The following is a 13,864-nucleotide window of genomic DNA, read 5'->3' as shown; positions in this document are numbered from 1 at the left end:
AGCATAATTAATGTTTCTTATGATTTCATTTTTATTATTTTTTAAATATTTATCAAACTAATTTGCTTGTCCAAAAAGCTAAATTTCTTTAATTTAGTGCCTTTAGGCTTGATAGTTGAGTAGAAAGTGAAGTATTCTTTAATCGTCTGCATTTTTCATCTCCTTTTCCTAAAAACTTTTGTCTGTGCATCTTGGGATTGCAGATTTTCATAATAAACTTTGATTTTAGGATTCTTAAATTCCATTCTTTCATTAAAGTTTCTATCAGAATAAAAAGATATAATTTATTCATCAGATGGGTGGAAGGTGGTAGATGTGTGCCCCTGCCCATCTTATCCTATCTACAATAGTCCTAAATCTTATACCCTCTTTATTCTCCCATTCATAAATCTTTTCCTTTTTCATCAATGAAAGGCTCACTAAAGTTTTTTAAATATTCTCTTAGGGAATGTCCTATGTCTAAAAGTTCTTGTAGTTTTATTTCGCCCTTGCTATTCCCTTTCAAATGTAACTTGATATGTTCCGCACCTCTGCCCTTATCTCTTCTTTCAAGATGAAATCCTTTCACATACATCGCAATATATTCAATCACAGCATCTTCAATAGCTTCAATATCTTTGAGAATGAGCGTAGCCTTTTTGTCATTAAAGGTTACATTGTAAATTCCTCGTTTTTCTTGCTTCATCAGCGTTTTCCTAAATTTTGTGCTTCTATTTGGCTTGTGGGCTTATCAAATTCAACGATAACCTCACTATTAACCTTAACAATGCCATTACAAAAAGTTTCTGCAACTTTGTATTCAACAATTTTATTGCATTTTGATTTTCTTTTTTGCTCCATAGTTTTAACCTCTTCTAAAATATAACTCCTGCAAGGTGTTTTTTTGCTTAAGATTAAAAAGCTCTTTTGTGTCCTCTAAGACATAATTTCGCTGCTGCTCTCGTAAGGCAACTTCTAATTTATTAAAAGCGTTAATAAAAGCTATTTTCCAACGATTTGCTTTAGCTCATGTAAAACTCATTGCTAAAAATGAAAAACCATCTCTTGTAAGCTTGTAACAAGGGTCTTTTCTTACCCTACCTTCAACCTCCTTATTAAATCCTCTTATTTGTTCTCTTTATAGGTCTGCGCAAAATTACGCTGATGAAAAATTTTCATATCCAAATCATTAAAGGATTCCTGCTCATATTTTCTGATAGCTCTCAATACATCTTTGTGATTTTTCTCAAACACATTCGCTATATCTAAACTTGTGCAGAAGATTTGATTGTCAGCAGTTTGGAACAAAACTTCTTTGCCAGCAATATTTATATTGATGTTAAAGATATTCTTACTCATTCCTTACTCCTTACTTTGTCTTTTTCAATCTCTGCTATCAAGCCAAAATCTAAAGCTCTCTTGCAATAATCTTGTGCAACATCTTCGCTATAAAATGGACGATTTTCTGCTAATCCATAATGTTTCAAGAATATATTTAAATCATTCTCTCCATTAAAAAGTCCAAGCTGCAAACGCAAAACTTTATTGCTATTTTTTATAAACAATTTCATTTCATCTTCTTTTATAAACTTTTAAAAAAGATGTTGGGATTTCAGATGCTTTGTGGTTTGCCTCTTGTGTTTGGCACATTAAAGAATCTACATCTTTTATTTTGTCATAATGAATGCCTTTCGCAGCCTCTCCTAAAGTGATATGATATGTTTGGTTGTTATAATGAATAGTGAGCTTGATATTTTCCAATGAATCAAAAAATTCTCCCATTGCAGTTATAACACCAACAGAATGTCTCGTTGCTAAATTTCTAAAATATTTATATTGGTTCGTATTTAAAAATTCTAAAAACTCTATAAGCCTTTTAGGGTGATGAGTCAAAACTTCAAATTCCCTTTCATAACAATCTGCACGCATTGAGGTTATAATTTCTCGTAAATCATCAAAAGGCTTATTAAACGCGAATAAATCATCACCCACATAAATCATATCATCATCTTTAAATTCAGTTAAATCATAATACGATATAGGGAATCCCTCTTCATTAATTAGATTTGCACTAGATATTGGATACCATTTTCTTATCTCTTTATTGTTCATTTTCTAACCTTTACAATTCTAGATTCTATGGATATTGCCGATAAATTCAAAACTATCTCCTCACTTACTCATAACTATGCAGCGTGTGCTTGGCTGTATAACATCAATAGTCTTGCATTCACTCTCACTTCTTGTCCATAAATAGCCCAACTTTTGCAATCTAAAAGTCAAATCCACAATATCATTATTAAGCCTATCACGCTCTCATATTAGTTTAGCTATTTGTTCAGCCACATTATCAGATTCAGGCACATCATCTGTTATGCCTAGCAATGCGTTAATTTTTTTGTTCAGTCAGTAAATCTGCCATTATTACTCCTTACTCCCATTGTTGTCCGCTTGTTGTTTTTGGCTTTCTCTCATTCTTTAATCTATTTGTCTTGCTTCTTCTCTGCGTAGAATCCATAATTTGTTATCTGCGTTATCCATTCCTTTACTAAATGCTTTAGAATATTGGTTGCTAAAGAATAAATACTCTCCCAAATCATCATAGCTATCAAATAGCAAAACCTTATAGCTTAATCCATCATCGTATTTCTCTATAAACTTCATTTTAGGATTTTCTTTTATTTGTAATATTGAATAATCCTCTGCGTTTAGAATGACTGCTATTCCATTTATTCTTTTATTGTTTGGATTCATTTCACTCTCCTTAATTCCATAGGTTACACATTCCTTATTCATTTGGAAACTCCTTGCAAGTTTCTATTGCGGATATATCACTATTCAAATTCAATGAAGGGCGACTACCCCATTGCTTAAAGAAAAATGGTACTCCATTCTTTTGACATTGATAGTGAATATTATCTACCCATTCCGATTTTATTTGCCTTGCTTTCTTTTTATTGTTTGGTATTTTCTCTCCGCCTACAATTACCCAATCTAGCTTATCAATATAGTCGCTTAAATCCATATTCTCTAACATAGGCTCAATGCTCACAAAAATTGTAATAGCACTACTAATATTTTTTAGATTTATAAGATAAGGAATCCTCTTATCTACGCATTGTTGATTTTCAGCAGTTACTCCAAACCAAATGTGAAGCATATCATCAAGGTTTTAAAGTGCTTTTAATATACAATTATCAATAAAATGATACATTTTATCCGCTCTTTTAGTAAGCACTTGAAAAATCAAATCTTTTCTTTTAGCCATAGTGTTAAATAATTGCGCTAAACCCATTTGAAAAGGAATTAAATTTAATTGATTTCTCTCTTTTAAGTAATGAAGAAGCAATTAAAGTTAATAGTTTAGGAGTTGGGAATCTCTTTTTTATGGATAATAAAATTTATATAAAAGGTGAGTATTCAAGTTGTGAAGAAGCTTACTTTAGTGATAGTTTAGATATAAGTAAAATGGATTTAGTGCCAAAGGCACATATTCTTAAAATAGATAAAAAGAATTTTCAATATAAAAGCTTTTTAAATAGAGATGAAGTGCAAATTGCTAAAAAAATCATAGATTTTAGAGACTTGCTTAATGAAAATTTAAAAAATGAAAAACATTATTTAGACAATGAAAAGAGCAATGCAATTATTTTGAAACAAAAAGAAAGATTAAGAGAGTTAAGAAGTGAAATTTTACATCTTGCGAATATCAAATCTTTTCATCAAAACAATAGGAACAAGACAGATAAACAAGGGATAGTTTTGCAACATAATTTACAAAATATTTTAAATTTGGATAAGCTTACGCGATTTAGTATTCTTGCAACAGAAATAAAAAAACGATAAGGGAAATTATGAACTATATTCTATATTAAAGATGAGAGTTTATAAGCCTTTACAAAAAAGCCTAGCCAATTCAAATGAAGAAGCTTTACAAAAAACTATCAATGAAAAAGGTTTTATTGATGAGAAAACCTTGCAAAGCTATAAACCAAATACACCACTTAATAAAATATTGCAGGATTTATGCGAGAAACAATTAATTTTTTATAGGATAGATAGAGACCCACAAGATGATGTTTTTTATCAATTAGCAGGTGAATTTTTAAGCGGAAATGTAAAAGCAAAATATGAAAGAGTGCAAAGTTTAATTAAGCAAAAACAAGAGGGAACTTTTATAGGTTTTCCAAAGCCTCATTTAGATTTAAACCAAACAGCCTTAGCTTTGAAAGAAGCTTTCCATTCATATTTGTATTATGAGGATATAGAAACTTCTTTTGGTGCTAAATTTGTGCCAATAAAATACTATGAGGATTTTATTAAAGAAAGCTTTTTTAACGACCCAACTAAAGCTATTGTAAAGGTTAGTTTTTTAAATGGAGCATATTCTTTAGAGAAATTTAAAATTTTAAGAGAGGATTTTAATGATGGCGAAATAGTTTTAAAAGAAGTTGAAGCTTCCGATTATGATTTTAATGAAGTTGGGCTAAACTTAGAAATTTTGAGAGAAGATACAAGCACAATGTTTGCAAAAGAATCTTTTATTGAAAATGTATTGAATGGCAAAAGTCTTGAGGTTTATCATTTTGAGCCTCACCCACACGAGAAAGATAAAAAAATTAAAGTAAGCGAGAGTATTTCCACAAAAATTGCCCTAGAAAAAGCGGAGATTCTAAAAGAATCTTTTTCTAATTTTTGTTTTTCTAGTAAGGAAAGAAGAGAGACAATAGAAAAAATCTATAATGAAACAATTAATGTTTTTACCCATAAAAGATTTAATTATGGAAACTTCTTGGAAACTCCGCACTTAAATAAAGAGATTACTTTAATGACGCATCAAAAGAATGCTGCTTTTAAAGCGATTTTTAAAAATTCTTTACTTTTAGACCATCAAGTTGGAGCTGGAAAAACTTTGGCTGGAATCGCCATTGTAATGGATCAAATTAGAATGAACTTGATTAAAAAAGCTTTAATTCTTGTTCCAAATCATTTAAGTGTGCAATGGGGAGAAGATTTAAAAGAGCTTATCCAAATGCAAATATTTTAAATGGAGAATGGAAAATGTAAATGACGACCCAAAAAAAACAATGTTTTAGCCTGCACGACAGATGCTAAAAAGCCGCACTTGATTTTAGACTTATAGACCAAAATGCACAAGACTATGGAGATTCTAAGATAAATAAGATGTGTGAGAAAGTCTTGCTTCACTACAAAGATGAAACCTATCAAAATGGCACACAACTTATCTTTTGTGATATGGGCGTGAGTAAGCAACACTCTCAAAAAAATTGATGTTTATGCTGAAGATAAAATAGAATATAAAAGTATTGAAGATGTAGCTAGAGAAATGAATTTAGTGTTGCTCTATGATGAAAAAAATGAGGAAAATTTCTATGCTTTGCTTAAAAACTTTGATGAGCCATTAGAGGCAGAAAGTAATGGGATTAAGAAACGATATAGCATAGAAGACTTAATGGTATTGCAAGTAGAAAAATTTGATGTTTATGGGGATATACTTAAAAAACTTGTTAAGTCTGGAATCCCACAGGAGCAAATTGCTTTTATAGGCGATGCAAAGACCGACAATCAAAAACAAGAACTTTTTATGAAAATGAATGAGGGTGCAATAAGGGTTTTAATTGGTTCAACTACAAAAATGGGAACAGGCACAAATGTGCAAAAAAGAATTATCGCATTATACGAGCTTGATTATCCGTGGAGACCTTGTGATTTAGAGCAAAGAATGGGAAGAGGGATTAGGCAAGGCAATATGTTTTTTGAAAAGGAATTGCAAAGAATATTAGAGGAGTTGAAAGAAAAGAGTTTGAGTTTGGAAGCGAAGAATCAAATCTTAGAAGAGAATATAAAATTTAATATAGCTCATTATCGTTATGCCACTGAACAAACTTATGATGCGAGAATGTTCCAGATTAATGAGCAAAAACTAAAACCTCTTGTGCAACTGAAATCTTTAAATTTTAACGATGGACAGAGAGTTTTTGAAGCAATAGATGCCGAAGTTGCAAATGTAGCTGAAATGAAAGCAGTTGCAACAGGAAATCCTTTTATTTTGCAGAAGCATAAAATCACTGACTTTTAAAGACAGAAGAAAGATATTATAAGCAGTATAAAAGAAGCATTTTGCAAAATGAACGAAACCTTGAGATTTTAAAAGCTAAGAAAAAGAGATTAGAAAGCGAAAATGAAGTGTTAAGAGAGTTTGTCAATAACAAGGAATTTGAAAAGGAAAATTATATCATAGAAGCTTTTGGGATAAAAATACATAAAAAGATTATTAATAAAGAGGAGGAAAAAGAACACAAAGCTTTAAGAGAGGCTATTAATTTAAATATTGAAAAAATATTTAAAAATCCTAGCGATAAAGAAATAGAAGTTTTTAGGGCAAATAAAATCAAAGTTGTTTTAAGGGGAAAATTTAACGAACTTGGTGGCGATTTTATCTATACAGGGATAATGATTGATGAAAAGAATAGAGAATATGTTTTTCAAAGCTCAAAGTGGATATTTAATCTTTGATTCTATTCCTAATCTTGATGGACTTTTAATAAAAACAAAAAATATAATGTCTAAAGCTTCAAGTTTTATTCATAAAAATAGCGAGAATCTAAAACTTACAATTAGTGAAATTACACAAAAAGAAAACTTCCTTAAAAACAATACTTTAGGTAGCTATTCAAGAAAAATTTTGCTTGATACTTTAAAGGCTGATGAGAAAAATATTAATGCAATTTTTGAGTTAATTGCCCAAAATAAGAAAGAGGGCATAAAAGTTACGCTTGATAGCAAAGAAATTCAACATTTGCTTCCACAATATCCAAAGCTTTTAGACGAGAGAGGGAAATTTAATCCTCAAAATGCACAGAGTATCAGTATCGGCAAAAATCAAGAATCTAAAATATCAGATTCAGCAAATAAAACAATTTCTAAGGAGAATCGGAGCGAAGAATCACAGCCTATAAATGTAAAAGAAGCAAATAAAAAACTTAAAACTCCCGATGAAGAGAAATATGTTGCATTAATTGACAACAAAATTATACAAATAGAGGAGGCAAACATTGAGTTTCAAACTTTTAGCAGAAAAGATGAATTGGAATATAGAATTGCTATCTTAGAGCAGAATCAAGCAAATATTTCAAATGCAAAAAGAAACAGGGACATATTATGAGCGGCAATATTGACTTATTCATAATATATCAATATAATTACTTTGTAATTATATTTTAAAGGGTAAATTTGATGACAAAGTTAATAAAAATTGGCAATTCTTATGGCATTCGTATTCCAAAAGTTTTTATAAAAAAAGCTCATTTAGAAGACGCTGTTATTGACCTAAAATTATTTAAAAATGGGCTTTTATTAAGCCCGAATAAAACACATCGTTCAAATTGGGATAGTGCAATACTTAGAAAAAGAGCAAAGCAAGAATATGATAAGCAAAACACAATCTCTTTGCAAAAAGATTTTGCTTGTGAGGATATGAAAGAATGGGAGTGGTAATATTGAGGCAGTTTGAGATTTTTTGGATAGATTTAAATCTTACAAAAGGAGCGGAAATTTCTAAAAAAAGACCTTGTGTGATTATCTCACCCAATGAATTAAACTATTTACAAACAAGACTTGTCGCGCCTATTACTTCAAAGGGATTTGATGCTCCTTTTAGAGTAAATTTTGAATTAGAGGGCAAAAAGTCTAGAATCCTGTGCGACCAAATTCGTTGTGTGAGTATAGATAGATTCTTAAATAAAATTTGTGATTTAGAATCTAATAAGCAAGAGGCTTTAAAAAATATTCTCCTAGAGATGTTCGCTTAAAGTTTAAAGATAAGGAGGCTAAATGATATTGGACAATCAAGAATATATGCTAGATTTGTGTATAAGAATGGCTCATCACAGCACAGCAATAGAAGGTAATACGCTTACTCAAGATGAAACAGCCTCTATTATCCTAGATAATTTCATTCCAAGAGCAATAAAAGATAGGGAATTTTATGAAGTAAGAAATTATAAATACCTCTTGCCTTATTTTATAGAAAAACTTAAATTAAATACAAAGATTGACTTAGAACTTATAAAGTTTTTTCATTCTTTTATAATGAAAGATTTACACGAAGAAGCTGGGAAATTTAAAACTTTAGAAAATGCGATTATAGGTGCAAATTTTGAAACAGCTAAACCCTATTTGGTATCCTCATTACTTAAAGATATGTGCGACAACCTATATTATAAATTAGAAAACTCTAAAAATGATGAGGAAAAAATTAAGGCAATTTTGCAATCCCATATTCATTTTGAGAAAATTCACCCTTTTAGTGATGGTAATGGGAGAATAGGCAGGCTTTTGATAGCCTATTCTTGCTTTGAACATAATTTAACGCCCATTGTTATACCTAAAGAAGAAAAGGCTTACTATATTTCTTATTTAAGAGCAAACAAAATAGATGATGTGATGATTGATTTTATTAAAAAAATTCAAAAGGAAGAGCAACAAAGGATAGAGAAATTTAAGTCGGCTACTTTAAGTCTTAAGAATGATTTAAAGCCAAAGAATAGAAAATAAACTAAGGAGAACACAATGCTAAATTTAACTTTACGAAGAGTTGATTTCAATGAATTAAGAGTTGAGGACATTTCAAAAAGACCCATTTTAGAGTCTTTGCAGAAGTTTTGGAGCAAAAGTGAAAATGAATATATAGATTTTTTAGAAAAAAACAATATTGATTTTTACAGAAATTTCTCCTCTATTGCAGAGCTTAAAGAAGTGATGAAGCACGATATTACTATTCTTAATACCATAGCAGAGCAAGGCTTGGATAATGCCTTTGATTTTAAAACCATTAACTTGCTAAAATCTAAGAATCTTAAAGAGATACACGACCACGAATTTATGAAGCTAACGATTGATTTAAGACACATAAATAACCCTGAATCTAAAGAGCTTATTAAAGATTTATTTGTGGAAACAAAAAGTGTTTCTTTGGTTAATTTCGTAGATGTCAATGAGGATTCTTGTTCTCTTATCTATCATAAAAAAGGTGCATTTTATTATAATGATGAACCCTATATGTGCAATACGAGAGAGAGTTTAACTTTGTTAGAAAATTATGAAGTGCCAAAGGATAATAATTTTATCCTTTCAAGACTTTTACTTGATTTAGCAAATAAGCTAGAAGAGAATGGCGTAGAAGAGAGTTTTTGTGTGCAATACAATAATGGAGAAGAAAATAATAAAAATATCCACGAAGTTATTTATTGGGGGCATTTGAGTGCAGAAGAAAAAAAAGAAATTAAAGCTGAAATGCGAGAGCAAAAAGAGTTAAATAATGAGGCAAAAAATCAAGCAAAACAAGAGCTAAAGGCAGAGGCAAATAATAATAGAAATTCTCTTAAGCCTCACGAGGCAAAAGAAGTATTAGAGCAAGAAAAGAATGTGCGTCTTTATAATATTTCTGAATTTGCTAAAGAACAAGCAGAAAATAAGACACAGGAATCTTTTAATGAGGTAAAAGAGAGACAAGAAACAAAGATCAATGAGATTATTGCCAAAAGCATAGAACTTTATAAACAAAAAGAACAAGAAAAGCTCAAATCAAGGCTAGAAAAGGCAGAAAAAGATTCCCAAAACGCTTATAATGATTTAAAAGACTATATTCATAATGGCTTAAGTATCTTAGAAGCTCTTAAAAATATTCAACAAAAATATCGGAATGAAGATACAATTAATTTTGCTTCTCTGCTTTTTAGTAAAGATATTTTAAATCTAAGGAGTAAGGAAGAAGAAATTATAAGTCTTAACCAAGAAAAAGGAGAGTTAAGGGTAGAGTGCGAAAATGTTTATAATGAAGTAGAAAAAAGAGAGGAGACTATCTCCAAACTTAAAAGTACGCTTCAGAGCAAGATTAATGAAATGCAAAATTATGAATATGAGTTAGAAAAAAATTTTGAGGTAAAACTCCAAGAAAAAGAAGCAGCAATGCTTAAAGAGCTTGAAAGTTTGCAAAAAGAACAAGAGAAGGTAAATAATGAATATGAGCAAGAGATTAAAGAGCTTGATTGTGCCAATGAGGAACTAAGCAATGAAAATAAAAAGATTAATGAACAAAATTTAAAGCTTAACTCTCAAAATGCAGCTTTGCAAAAGTCTTTAAGTGAGATTGAAAATAGATATGAAAAAGACAAGGAGCAAATGAAGCAAGAAGTAGAAGTGTTAAATGATGAAAATAAAAAAATCAATGAAATAAACTTCAAATTAAGTTCCCAAAATACCCTTTTAGAATCTTATCTAAAAGAGCAGAAAAAAGAGTTGGAATCCTTACAAAAAGAATTTAAAGAAAAGCTAGAAGTAGCAGAATCCCACATTAAAAGACTTTATAAGCTTGAAGCACAAGTAGAAATTTTTAATGATAAAGAAAATGTTTGAAGTAGAAACAATAAAGCACATAGAAAGAGGTGTTGAAATCTCTAAAGACATGATTAAAAATATACAACTTTTTAATATTTCCTTAGCACCAATTAATTTGGATATAAATAATCCATCTGAATCTTTAGAATCTTTTATAAAATATAGAAAAGCTCCAAGCCATAGGCAATATGTCCAAAAGATTATAGCAAGTTATAGCAGGGGCGAAGAAAGACTTATGGATTATATTGATGTGTCATTTGGATTGTCTCTCAATGATTCTTATTGGATAATTCCCGCAAATAAAGATTACAAATGGAAAGATTATAATCTCTATCAACACGCTTTTAATGAAGCTTTAGAATTAATTGCATTTGGTATAGGAATAAGCAAAATTAGTGGAATTACTTCATCGCCTGAATATACTACCAATGGAATGCTAAAAAAATGTTGGCATAAAGAGAATAATAAAATTTTTCTCTATAAAGGAAGCACTCAAAAGTCAGATGATGATGAAGAATATGGAGGCAAAGAAGCATATACTGAGTATTATATGGCTCAAGTAGCTGAAATTATGGAATTTGAATACATAAATTATGATTTAAAAATGTTTCATAATCAACTTGTAAGCACTTGCTCTATTTTTACTAATGAAAATGAAGGCTATATGCCAATTTTCTATCTCTTAGAAAAAAAGATAGAAAACTAAAAGGTATTGATTTGGTGGATAAACTTGAAGTAATTTATGATAAAAATAAATTAGAGGATTTATTTCTCTTTGATGCACTAATCTGCAATATTGATAGACATTTAGGAAACTTTGGAATGATAGTAGATAACAATACAGGAGAGATTCTACGCCCCGCACCTATCTTTGATAATAGTTGTTCTATGCTAAATTTACTTTATAAATCTGATTTACAAGATATTGATAGTGTTCTACTTGGCCAAAAAAGTTATTTGGAATTTAATTTTAATAGACAACTAAAACTCTTCGCACAAGAACGACACATTTCAAATCTCCAAAAACTCTCCAATTTTACCTTTAAAAGACACAAAGAATTTAATCTAAGTGAGGAATGGCTACAACCCATAGAATCTTATATGCAACAAAGAGCCAAAATGGCTTTGGAATTTATAGAGGAAAAGTATATAATGTAACCGATGAAGTAGATATATCGCAAATTAAAGATGAGATTGTAATGAGCAAGGAATCTAACATTAATAGTATGACAAGCCATATGGAAAAATTTCCATTGCATACAAGGAGAAAAAGATGAGTGAAATCCTTGAAATTTTACTTAGAGAAAAAAGGAATTCTCATAAAAATGGTTTGTATCATTATACACAAATTCATTTTGCTTATAATTCCAATCACATTGAGGAAAGCACACTCACAAATGAACAAACAAGATTGATTTATGAAAAAGATATTTTTTTAGCAAATGAAAGTCAAATTATTAAGACAAATGATATTTTAGAAGCAAAAAATCATTTTATAGCCTTTGATTTTATTTTAGAAAATGCTTTGATTGATTTAGATATTGATTTTATTAAGAATTTACACTTTTTAGTAAAACAAAATTGCACTGATATAAAAACTATAGGCGATATTAAACAACCCCACCAAGTCAAGTTTTAAAGGAAATGAATATTTTGCTTGAAAATTACAAGAAAGAAAATTATTTAGAAAAAATTATAAAATCTCATTTTCACTTTGAAAAAATTCACCCTTTTGAAGATGGTAATGGTAGAGTAGGAAGACTTTTAATGTTTAAAGAATGCTTAAAAAATAATGTTATTCCATTTGTTATCGATGAGGAGCATAGATTGTTTTATTATAGAGGTTTGAAAGAATATCCTAACACAAAGGGATTTTTAATTGATACTTGCCTTTCTTGTCAAGATAAATTTAAAGAGATTTTGGAATATTTTGAAATAAAAATTTCAAACAATCCTCAAGCTCAGAACACACAAGAATATTTAAACGAAAAATCAAATTCCCATATCAAAAGAAAAAGAAAATGAGAAATTTTCACAATCAAAAGAATACAAGTAATGGCAATCTACTTTTTTGGTGATACTCACGCAGGAATTGATATTGATAAAATTTTCTTTGTGAAAGATTATATAAAAGAAGATTTTATTATAGTATGTGGAGATTTTGGAGTATTGTGGAGTGATTTAGAGGGAAAATATAAGCAAATTGATGCTCTAAAAATGGAGGAAAATTTAAAAGAAAGGATAGAAAAACTTCCCTGCATTTTACTTTTTATTGATGGAAACCACGACAATTTCAATCATTTAAAGGCTTTAAAACAGGTCAAAAAATTTGGTGGCGTGGTTGGAGAATACCTAGAAAACAAATGCTATCATTTGAAAAGAGGGCAAATTTATAACATTGATAATAAATTTGTCTTTACAATGGGTGGTGCTTTAAGTATTGATAAATATAGAAGAGAACCAAATTTAAGCTGGTGGGAAGATGAAAAAATTAGTAAAAAAGACCTTGAAACTGCCCTAGAAAATATTTCAAACTTCAAAGGAAAACTTGATTTTTGTGTAACACACACTTGCCCACAAAGTTTTTTAAAAAAAACTTGGCGAACAAATGGATATAAGCCATAAAATAGAGGATAAGAATCCCTATAAGTTAGAAATCATCTATCAAACCTTATTTAAACAGAATAAGATTCCAAAATATTTTATGTTTGGGCATTGGCATAGAGATATTAGCTTTAATATAGGCACAACCACCGCAAATTGTCTTTATTATCACACTTTAAAAACAATAGGAAATGATGCTTTGGAGAGGAGAAATTATAAAGATGAAATTAAATGGGTTAAAAGACAAAAAGGCATACTTTGTTAAGGAAAAGAATATGTTAAAAAAGATGTTTCAATCACAAAAATCAAATAAAAGAAAACTTAGATGAAGTTTGTTGAATTAAAATTTTGTATAAAGAGATTTTGCTAATACTTCAAGCTGCAAGAAGTGAAGAATCAAGAAGTTTTTTAAGAGAGCTTGAATTTTCTCTTGTATTGATAGGGAATCCTAAGGCAAGAAATTATTTTTTAAAGAGTTTAGGGCAAGTCAATGCTAAACGTAGTGGTTCAAGTGGTAGTTCAAGTAAGCAAACAGGCGAAAAAAATGTAAAAAGTGAGATTTTGGCTTATCTTAGACAAAAAGGTTATGTGCAAACAGCGAATATATGGGCAAGAGCCTTAAGTATGGATAAGGAAGATATTAATGAGCTTTTAAAAATTTTACAAATAAGGCTTTTACAAGAGGGGGTAGAGGGCATTTTAGAAGTTCATTTACAAGATAGAGAAATTAATTCTCCCCATATTCAATTTGTAGGTATGAATGCACCTAAAGTAGAGGTAATTATAGCGCAGACTTTGGTAGAATAAAATATGAAACAAGCATAGAATCTGCACTAAGCAAAAAAGACTTTAGACCTTATTA

Annotated in this window: 23 protein-coding genes; 16 read left to right on the top strand and 7 right to left on the bottom strand. The window is 29.7% G+C overall.

Translation table 11 applies throughout. The features are described 5' to 3' along the window. Positions 1-382: 382 nt before the first annotated feature. The 7 genes from HCCG_RS00105 to HCCG_RS00080 form a co-directional block, all read right to left on the bottom strand. On the bottom strand, positions 383-685 hold the full coding sequence (locus tag HCCG_RS00105) for a hypothetical protein (protein WP_002955298.1): 303 nt from the start codon (positions 683-685) through the stop codon (positions 383-385). Then, a complete protein-coding gene (locus HCCG_RS12075; RefSeq protein ID WP_002955297.1) occupies positions 685-840 on the bottom strand; it encodes a hypothetical protein in 156 nt (51 codons plus the stop codon). The genes HCCG_RS00105 and HCCG_RS12075 overlap by 1 nt, the downstream gene beginning before the upstream one ends. 264 nt (positions 841-1,104) lie before the next feature. Next, entirely contained in the window at positions 1,105-1,338 is a 234-nt protein-coding gene (locus tag HCCG_RS00100) for a Rha family transcriptional regulator (RefSeq protein WP_002955296.1), read from the bottom strand. Further along, a complete protein-coding gene (locus tag HCCG_RS00095) occupies positions 1,335-1,550 on the bottom strand; it encodes a hypothetical protein (protein ID WP_002955295.1) in 216 nt (71 codons plus the stop codon). Before HCCG_RS00095 ends, HCCG_RS00100 begins: the two co-directional genes overlap by 4 nt. 1 nt (position 1,551) lies before the next feature. Further along, positions 1,552-2,091 carry a hypothetical protein gene (locus HCCG_RS00090; RefSeq protein WP_002955294.1) on the bottom strand — a complete coding sequence of 180 codons (540 nt, stop codon included), beginning with the start codon at positions 2,089-2,091 and terminating at the stop codon, positions 1,552-1,554. 366 nt (positions 2,092-2,457) lie between these two features. Beyond that, positions 2,458-2,775 (bottom strand): hypothetical protein, encoded by a 318-nt coding sequence (locus HCCG_RS00085; protein ID WP_002955292.1) that lies wholly within the window; start codon positions 2,773-2,775, stop codon positions 2,458-2,460. Next, positions 2,768-3,139: a DUF5131 family protein gene (locus HCCG_RS00080; protein WP_015453716.1), complete on the bottom strand. Its 372-nt coding sequence runs from the start codon at positions 3,137-3,139 to the stop codon at positions 2,768-2,770. The genes HCCG_RS00085 and HCCG_RS00080 overlap by 8 nt, the downstream gene beginning before the upstream one ends. Before the next feature lie 227 nt (positions 3,140-3,366). Here HCCG_RS00080 and HCCG_RS00075 point away from each other — a divergent pair, with 227 nt between their 5' ends. The 16 genes from HCCG_RS00075 (at position 3,367) to HCCG_RS00005 (ending at position 13,809) form a co-directional block, all read left to right on the top strand. Next, positions 3,367-3,825: a hypothetical protein gene (locus HCCG_RS00075; RefSeq protein WP_015453715.1), complete on the top strand. Its 459-nt coding sequence runs from the start codon at positions 3,367-3,369 to the stop codon at positions 3,823-3,825. Positions 3,826-3,856: 31 nt separating this feature from the next. Next, positions 3,857-5,026: a hypothetical protein gene (locus HCCG_RS00070; protein ID WP_002955290.1), complete on the top strand. Its 1,170-nt coding sequence runs from the start codon at positions 3,857-3,859 to the stop codon at positions 5,024-5,026. Between the two features lie 300 nt (positions 5,027-5,326). Beyond that, on the top strand, positions 5,327-6,079 hold the full coding sequence (locus HCCG_RS00065; RefSeq protein ID WP_015453714.1) for a helicase-related protein: 753 nt from the start codon (positions 5,327-5,329) through the stop codon (positions 6,077-6,079). 41 nt (positions 6,080-6,120) lie between these two features. Next, on the top strand, positions 6,121-6,516 hold the full coding sequence (locus tag HCCG_RS00060; RefSeq protein WP_002955289.1) for a hypothetical protein: 396 nt from the start codon (positions 6,121-6,123) through the stop codon (positions 6,514-6,516). Next, on the top strand, positions 6,479-7,165 hold the full coding sequence (locus HCCG_RS00055) for a hypothetical protein (protein ID WP_230197800.1): 687 nt from the start codon (positions 6,479-6,481) through the stop codon (positions 7,163-7,165). The genes HCCG_RS00060 and HCCG_RS00055 overlap by 38 nt, the downstream gene beginning before the upstream one ends. A 71-nt stretch (positions 7,166-7,236) precedes the next feature. After that, positions 7,237-7,497, top strand: coding sequence for an AbrB/MazE/SpoVT family DNA-binding domain-containing protein (locus tag HCCG_RS00050; protein ID WP_002955287.1), 261 nt, complete (start codon positions 7,237-7,239; stop codon positions 7,495-7,497). Then, positions 7,485-7,811, top strand: a complete 327-nt coding sequence (locus HCCG_RS00045; RefSeq protein WP_002955286.1) for a type II toxin-antitoxin system PemK/MazF family toxin — start codon at positions 7,485-7,487, stop codon at positions 7,809-7,811. Before HCCG_RS00050 ends, HCCG_RS00045 begins: the two co-directional genes overlap by 13 nt. 22 nt (positions 7,812-7,833) lie before the next feature. Continuing rightward, positions 7,834-8,556, top strand: a complete 723-nt coding sequence (locus tag HCCG_RS00040; protein WP_002955285.1) for a Fic family protein — start codon at positions 7,834-7,836, stop codon at positions 8,554-8,556. Between the two features lie 15 nt (positions 8,557-8,571). After that, positions 8,572-10,416 (top strand): coiled-coil domain-containing protein, encoded by a 1,845-nt coding sequence (locus tag HCCG_RS00035; RefSeq protein WP_002955284.1) that lies wholly within the window; start codon positions 8,572-8,574, stop codon positions 10,414-10,416. After that, positions 10,409-11,104: a hypothetical protein gene (locus tag HCCG_RS12420; RefSeq protein ID WP_230197799.1), complete on the top strand. Its 696-nt coding sequence runs from the start codon at positions 10,409-10,411 to the stop codon at positions 11,102-11,104. Before HCCG_RS00035 ends, HCCG_RS12420 begins: the two co-directional genes overlap by 8 nt. 14 nt (positions 11,105-11,118) lie before the next feature. Further along, complete coding sequence (locus HCCG_RS12415) at positions 11,119-11,556, top strand: HipA domain-containing protein (protein ID WP_230197798.1); 438 nt, start codon at positions 11,119-11,121, stop codon at positions 11,554-11,556. 115 nt (positions 11,557-11,671) lie between these two features. Further along, a complete protein-coding gene (locus HCCG_RS12915) occupies positions 11,672-12,037 on the top strand; it encodes a Fic family protein (protein WP_002955281.1) in 366 nt (121 codons plus the stop codon). Positions 12,038-12,042: 5 nt separating this feature from the next. After that, positions 12,043-12,423 (top strand): Fic family protein, encoded by a 381-nt coding sequence (locus HCCG_RS12910; RefSeq protein WP_002955280.1) that lies wholly within the window; start codon positions 12,043-12,045, stop codon positions 12,421-12,423. 30 nt (positions 12,424-12,453) lie between these two features. Further along, positions 12,454-13,023 carry a metallophosphoesterase gene (locus HCCG_RS00015; protein WP_002955279.1) on the top strand — a complete coding sequence of 190 codons (570 nt, stop codon included), beginning with the start codon at positions 12,454-12,456 and terminating at the stop codon, positions 13,021-13,023. Beyond that, a complete protein-coding gene (locus HCCG_RS00010) occupies positions 13,007-13,267 on the top strand; it encodes a hypothetical protein (protein WP_014667072.1) in 261 nt (86 codons plus the stop codon). The genes HCCG_RS00015 and HCCG_RS00010 overlap by 17 nt, the downstream gene beginning before the upstream one ends. Positions 13,268-13,350: 83 nt before the next feature. Continuing rightward, positions 13,351-13,809, top strand: a complete 459-nt coding sequence (locus tag HCCG_RS00005; RefSeq protein ID WP_002955278.1) for a hypothetical protein — start codon at positions 13,351-13,353, stop codon at positions 13,807-13,809. Positions 13,810-13,864: the final 55 nt, after the last annotated feature.

The sequence above is a fragment of the Helicobacter cinaedi CCUG 18818 = ATCC BAA-847 genome, assembly GCF_000155475.1.
GTDB lineage: Bacteria > Campylobacterota > Campylobacteria > Campylobacterales > Helicobacteraceae > Helicobacter_C > Helicobacter_C cinaedi.
This window is presented reverse-complemented; position numbering and strand designations above follow the sequence as displayed.

Bases quoted from the DNA above. Each gene is read 5' to 3' on its own strand.
- HCCG_RS00105 (WP_002955298.1), bottom strand. From the start codon at position 685: ATGAAGCAAGAAAAACGAGGAATTTACAATGTAACCTTTAATGACAAA.
- HCCG_RS12075 (WP_002955297.1), bottom strand. From the start codon at position 840: ATGGAGCAAAAAAGAAAATCAAAATGCAATAAAATTGTTGAATACAAA.
- HCCG_RS00100 (WP_002955296.1), bottom strand. From the start codon at position 1,338: ATGAGTAAGAATATCTTTAACATCAATATAAATATTGCTGGCAAAGAA.
- HCCG_RS00095 (WP_002955295.1), bottom strand. From the start codon at position 1,550: ATGAAATTGTTTATAAAAAATAGCAATAAAGTTTTGCGTTTGCAGCTT.
- HCCG_RS00090 (WP_002955294.1), bottom strand. From the start codon at position 2,091: ATGAACAATAAAGAGATAAGAAAATGGTATCCAATATCTAGTGCAAAT.
- HCCG_RS00085 (WP_002955292.1), bottom strand. From the start codon at position 2,775: ATGAATAAGGAATGTGTAACCTATGGAATTAAGGAGAGTGAAATGAAT.
- HCCG_RS00080 (WP_015453716.1), bottom strand. From the start codon at position 3,139: ATGCTTCACATTTGGTTTGGAGTAACTGCTGAAAATCAACAATGCGTA.
- HCCG_RS00075 (WP_015453715.1), top strand. From the start codon at position 3,367: ATGGATAATAAAATTTATATAAAAGGTGAGTATTCAAGTTGTGAAGAA.
- HCCG_RS00070 (WP_002955290.1), top strand. From the start codon at position 3,857: ATGAGAGTTTATAAGCCTTTACAAAAAAGCCTAGCCAATTCAAATGAA.
- HCCG_RS00065 (WP_015453714.1), top strand. From the start codon at position 5,327: ATGAATTTAGTGTTGCTCTATGATGAAAAAAATGAGGAAAATTTCTAT.
- HCCG_RS00055 (WP_230197800.1), top strand. From the start codon at position 6,479: ATGTTTTTCAAAGCTCAAAGTGGATATTTAATCTTTGATTCTATTCCT.
- HCCG_RS00050 (WP_002955287.1), top strand. From the start codon at position 7,237: ATGACAAAGTTAATAAAAATTGGCAATTCTTATGGCATTCGTATTCCA.
- HCCG_RS00045 (WP_002955286.1), top strand. From the start codon at position 7,485: ATGGGAGTGGTAATATTGAGGCAGTTTGAGATTTTTTGGATAGATTTA.
- HCCG_RS00040 (WP_002955285.1), top strand. From the start codon at position 7,834: ATGATATTGGACAATCAAGAATATATGCTAGATTTGTGTATAAGAATG.
- HCCG_RS00035 (WP_002955284.1), top strand. From the start codon at position 8,572: ATGCTAAATTTAACTTTACGAAGAGTTGATTTCAATGAATTAAGAGTT.
- HCCG_RS12420 (WP_230197799.1), top strand. From the start codon at position 10,409: ATGTTTGAAGTAGAAACAATAAAGCACATAGAAAGAGGTGTTGAAATC.
- HCCG_RS12915 (WP_002955281.1), top strand. From the start codon at position 11,672: ATGAGTGAAATCCTTGAAATTTTACTTAGAGAAAAAAGGAATTCTCAT.
- HCCG_RS12910 (WP_002955280.1), top strand. From the start codon at position 12,043: ATGAATATTTTGCTTGAAAATTACAAGAAAGAAAATTATTTAGAAAAA.
- HCCG_RS00015 (WP_002955279.1), top strand. From the start codon at position 12,454: ATGGCAATCTACTTTTTTGGTGATACTCACGCAGGAATTGATATTGAT.
- HCCG_RS00010 (WP_014667072.1), top strand. From the start codon at position 13,007: ATGGATATAAGCCATAAAATAGAGGATAAGAATCCCTATAAGTTAGAA.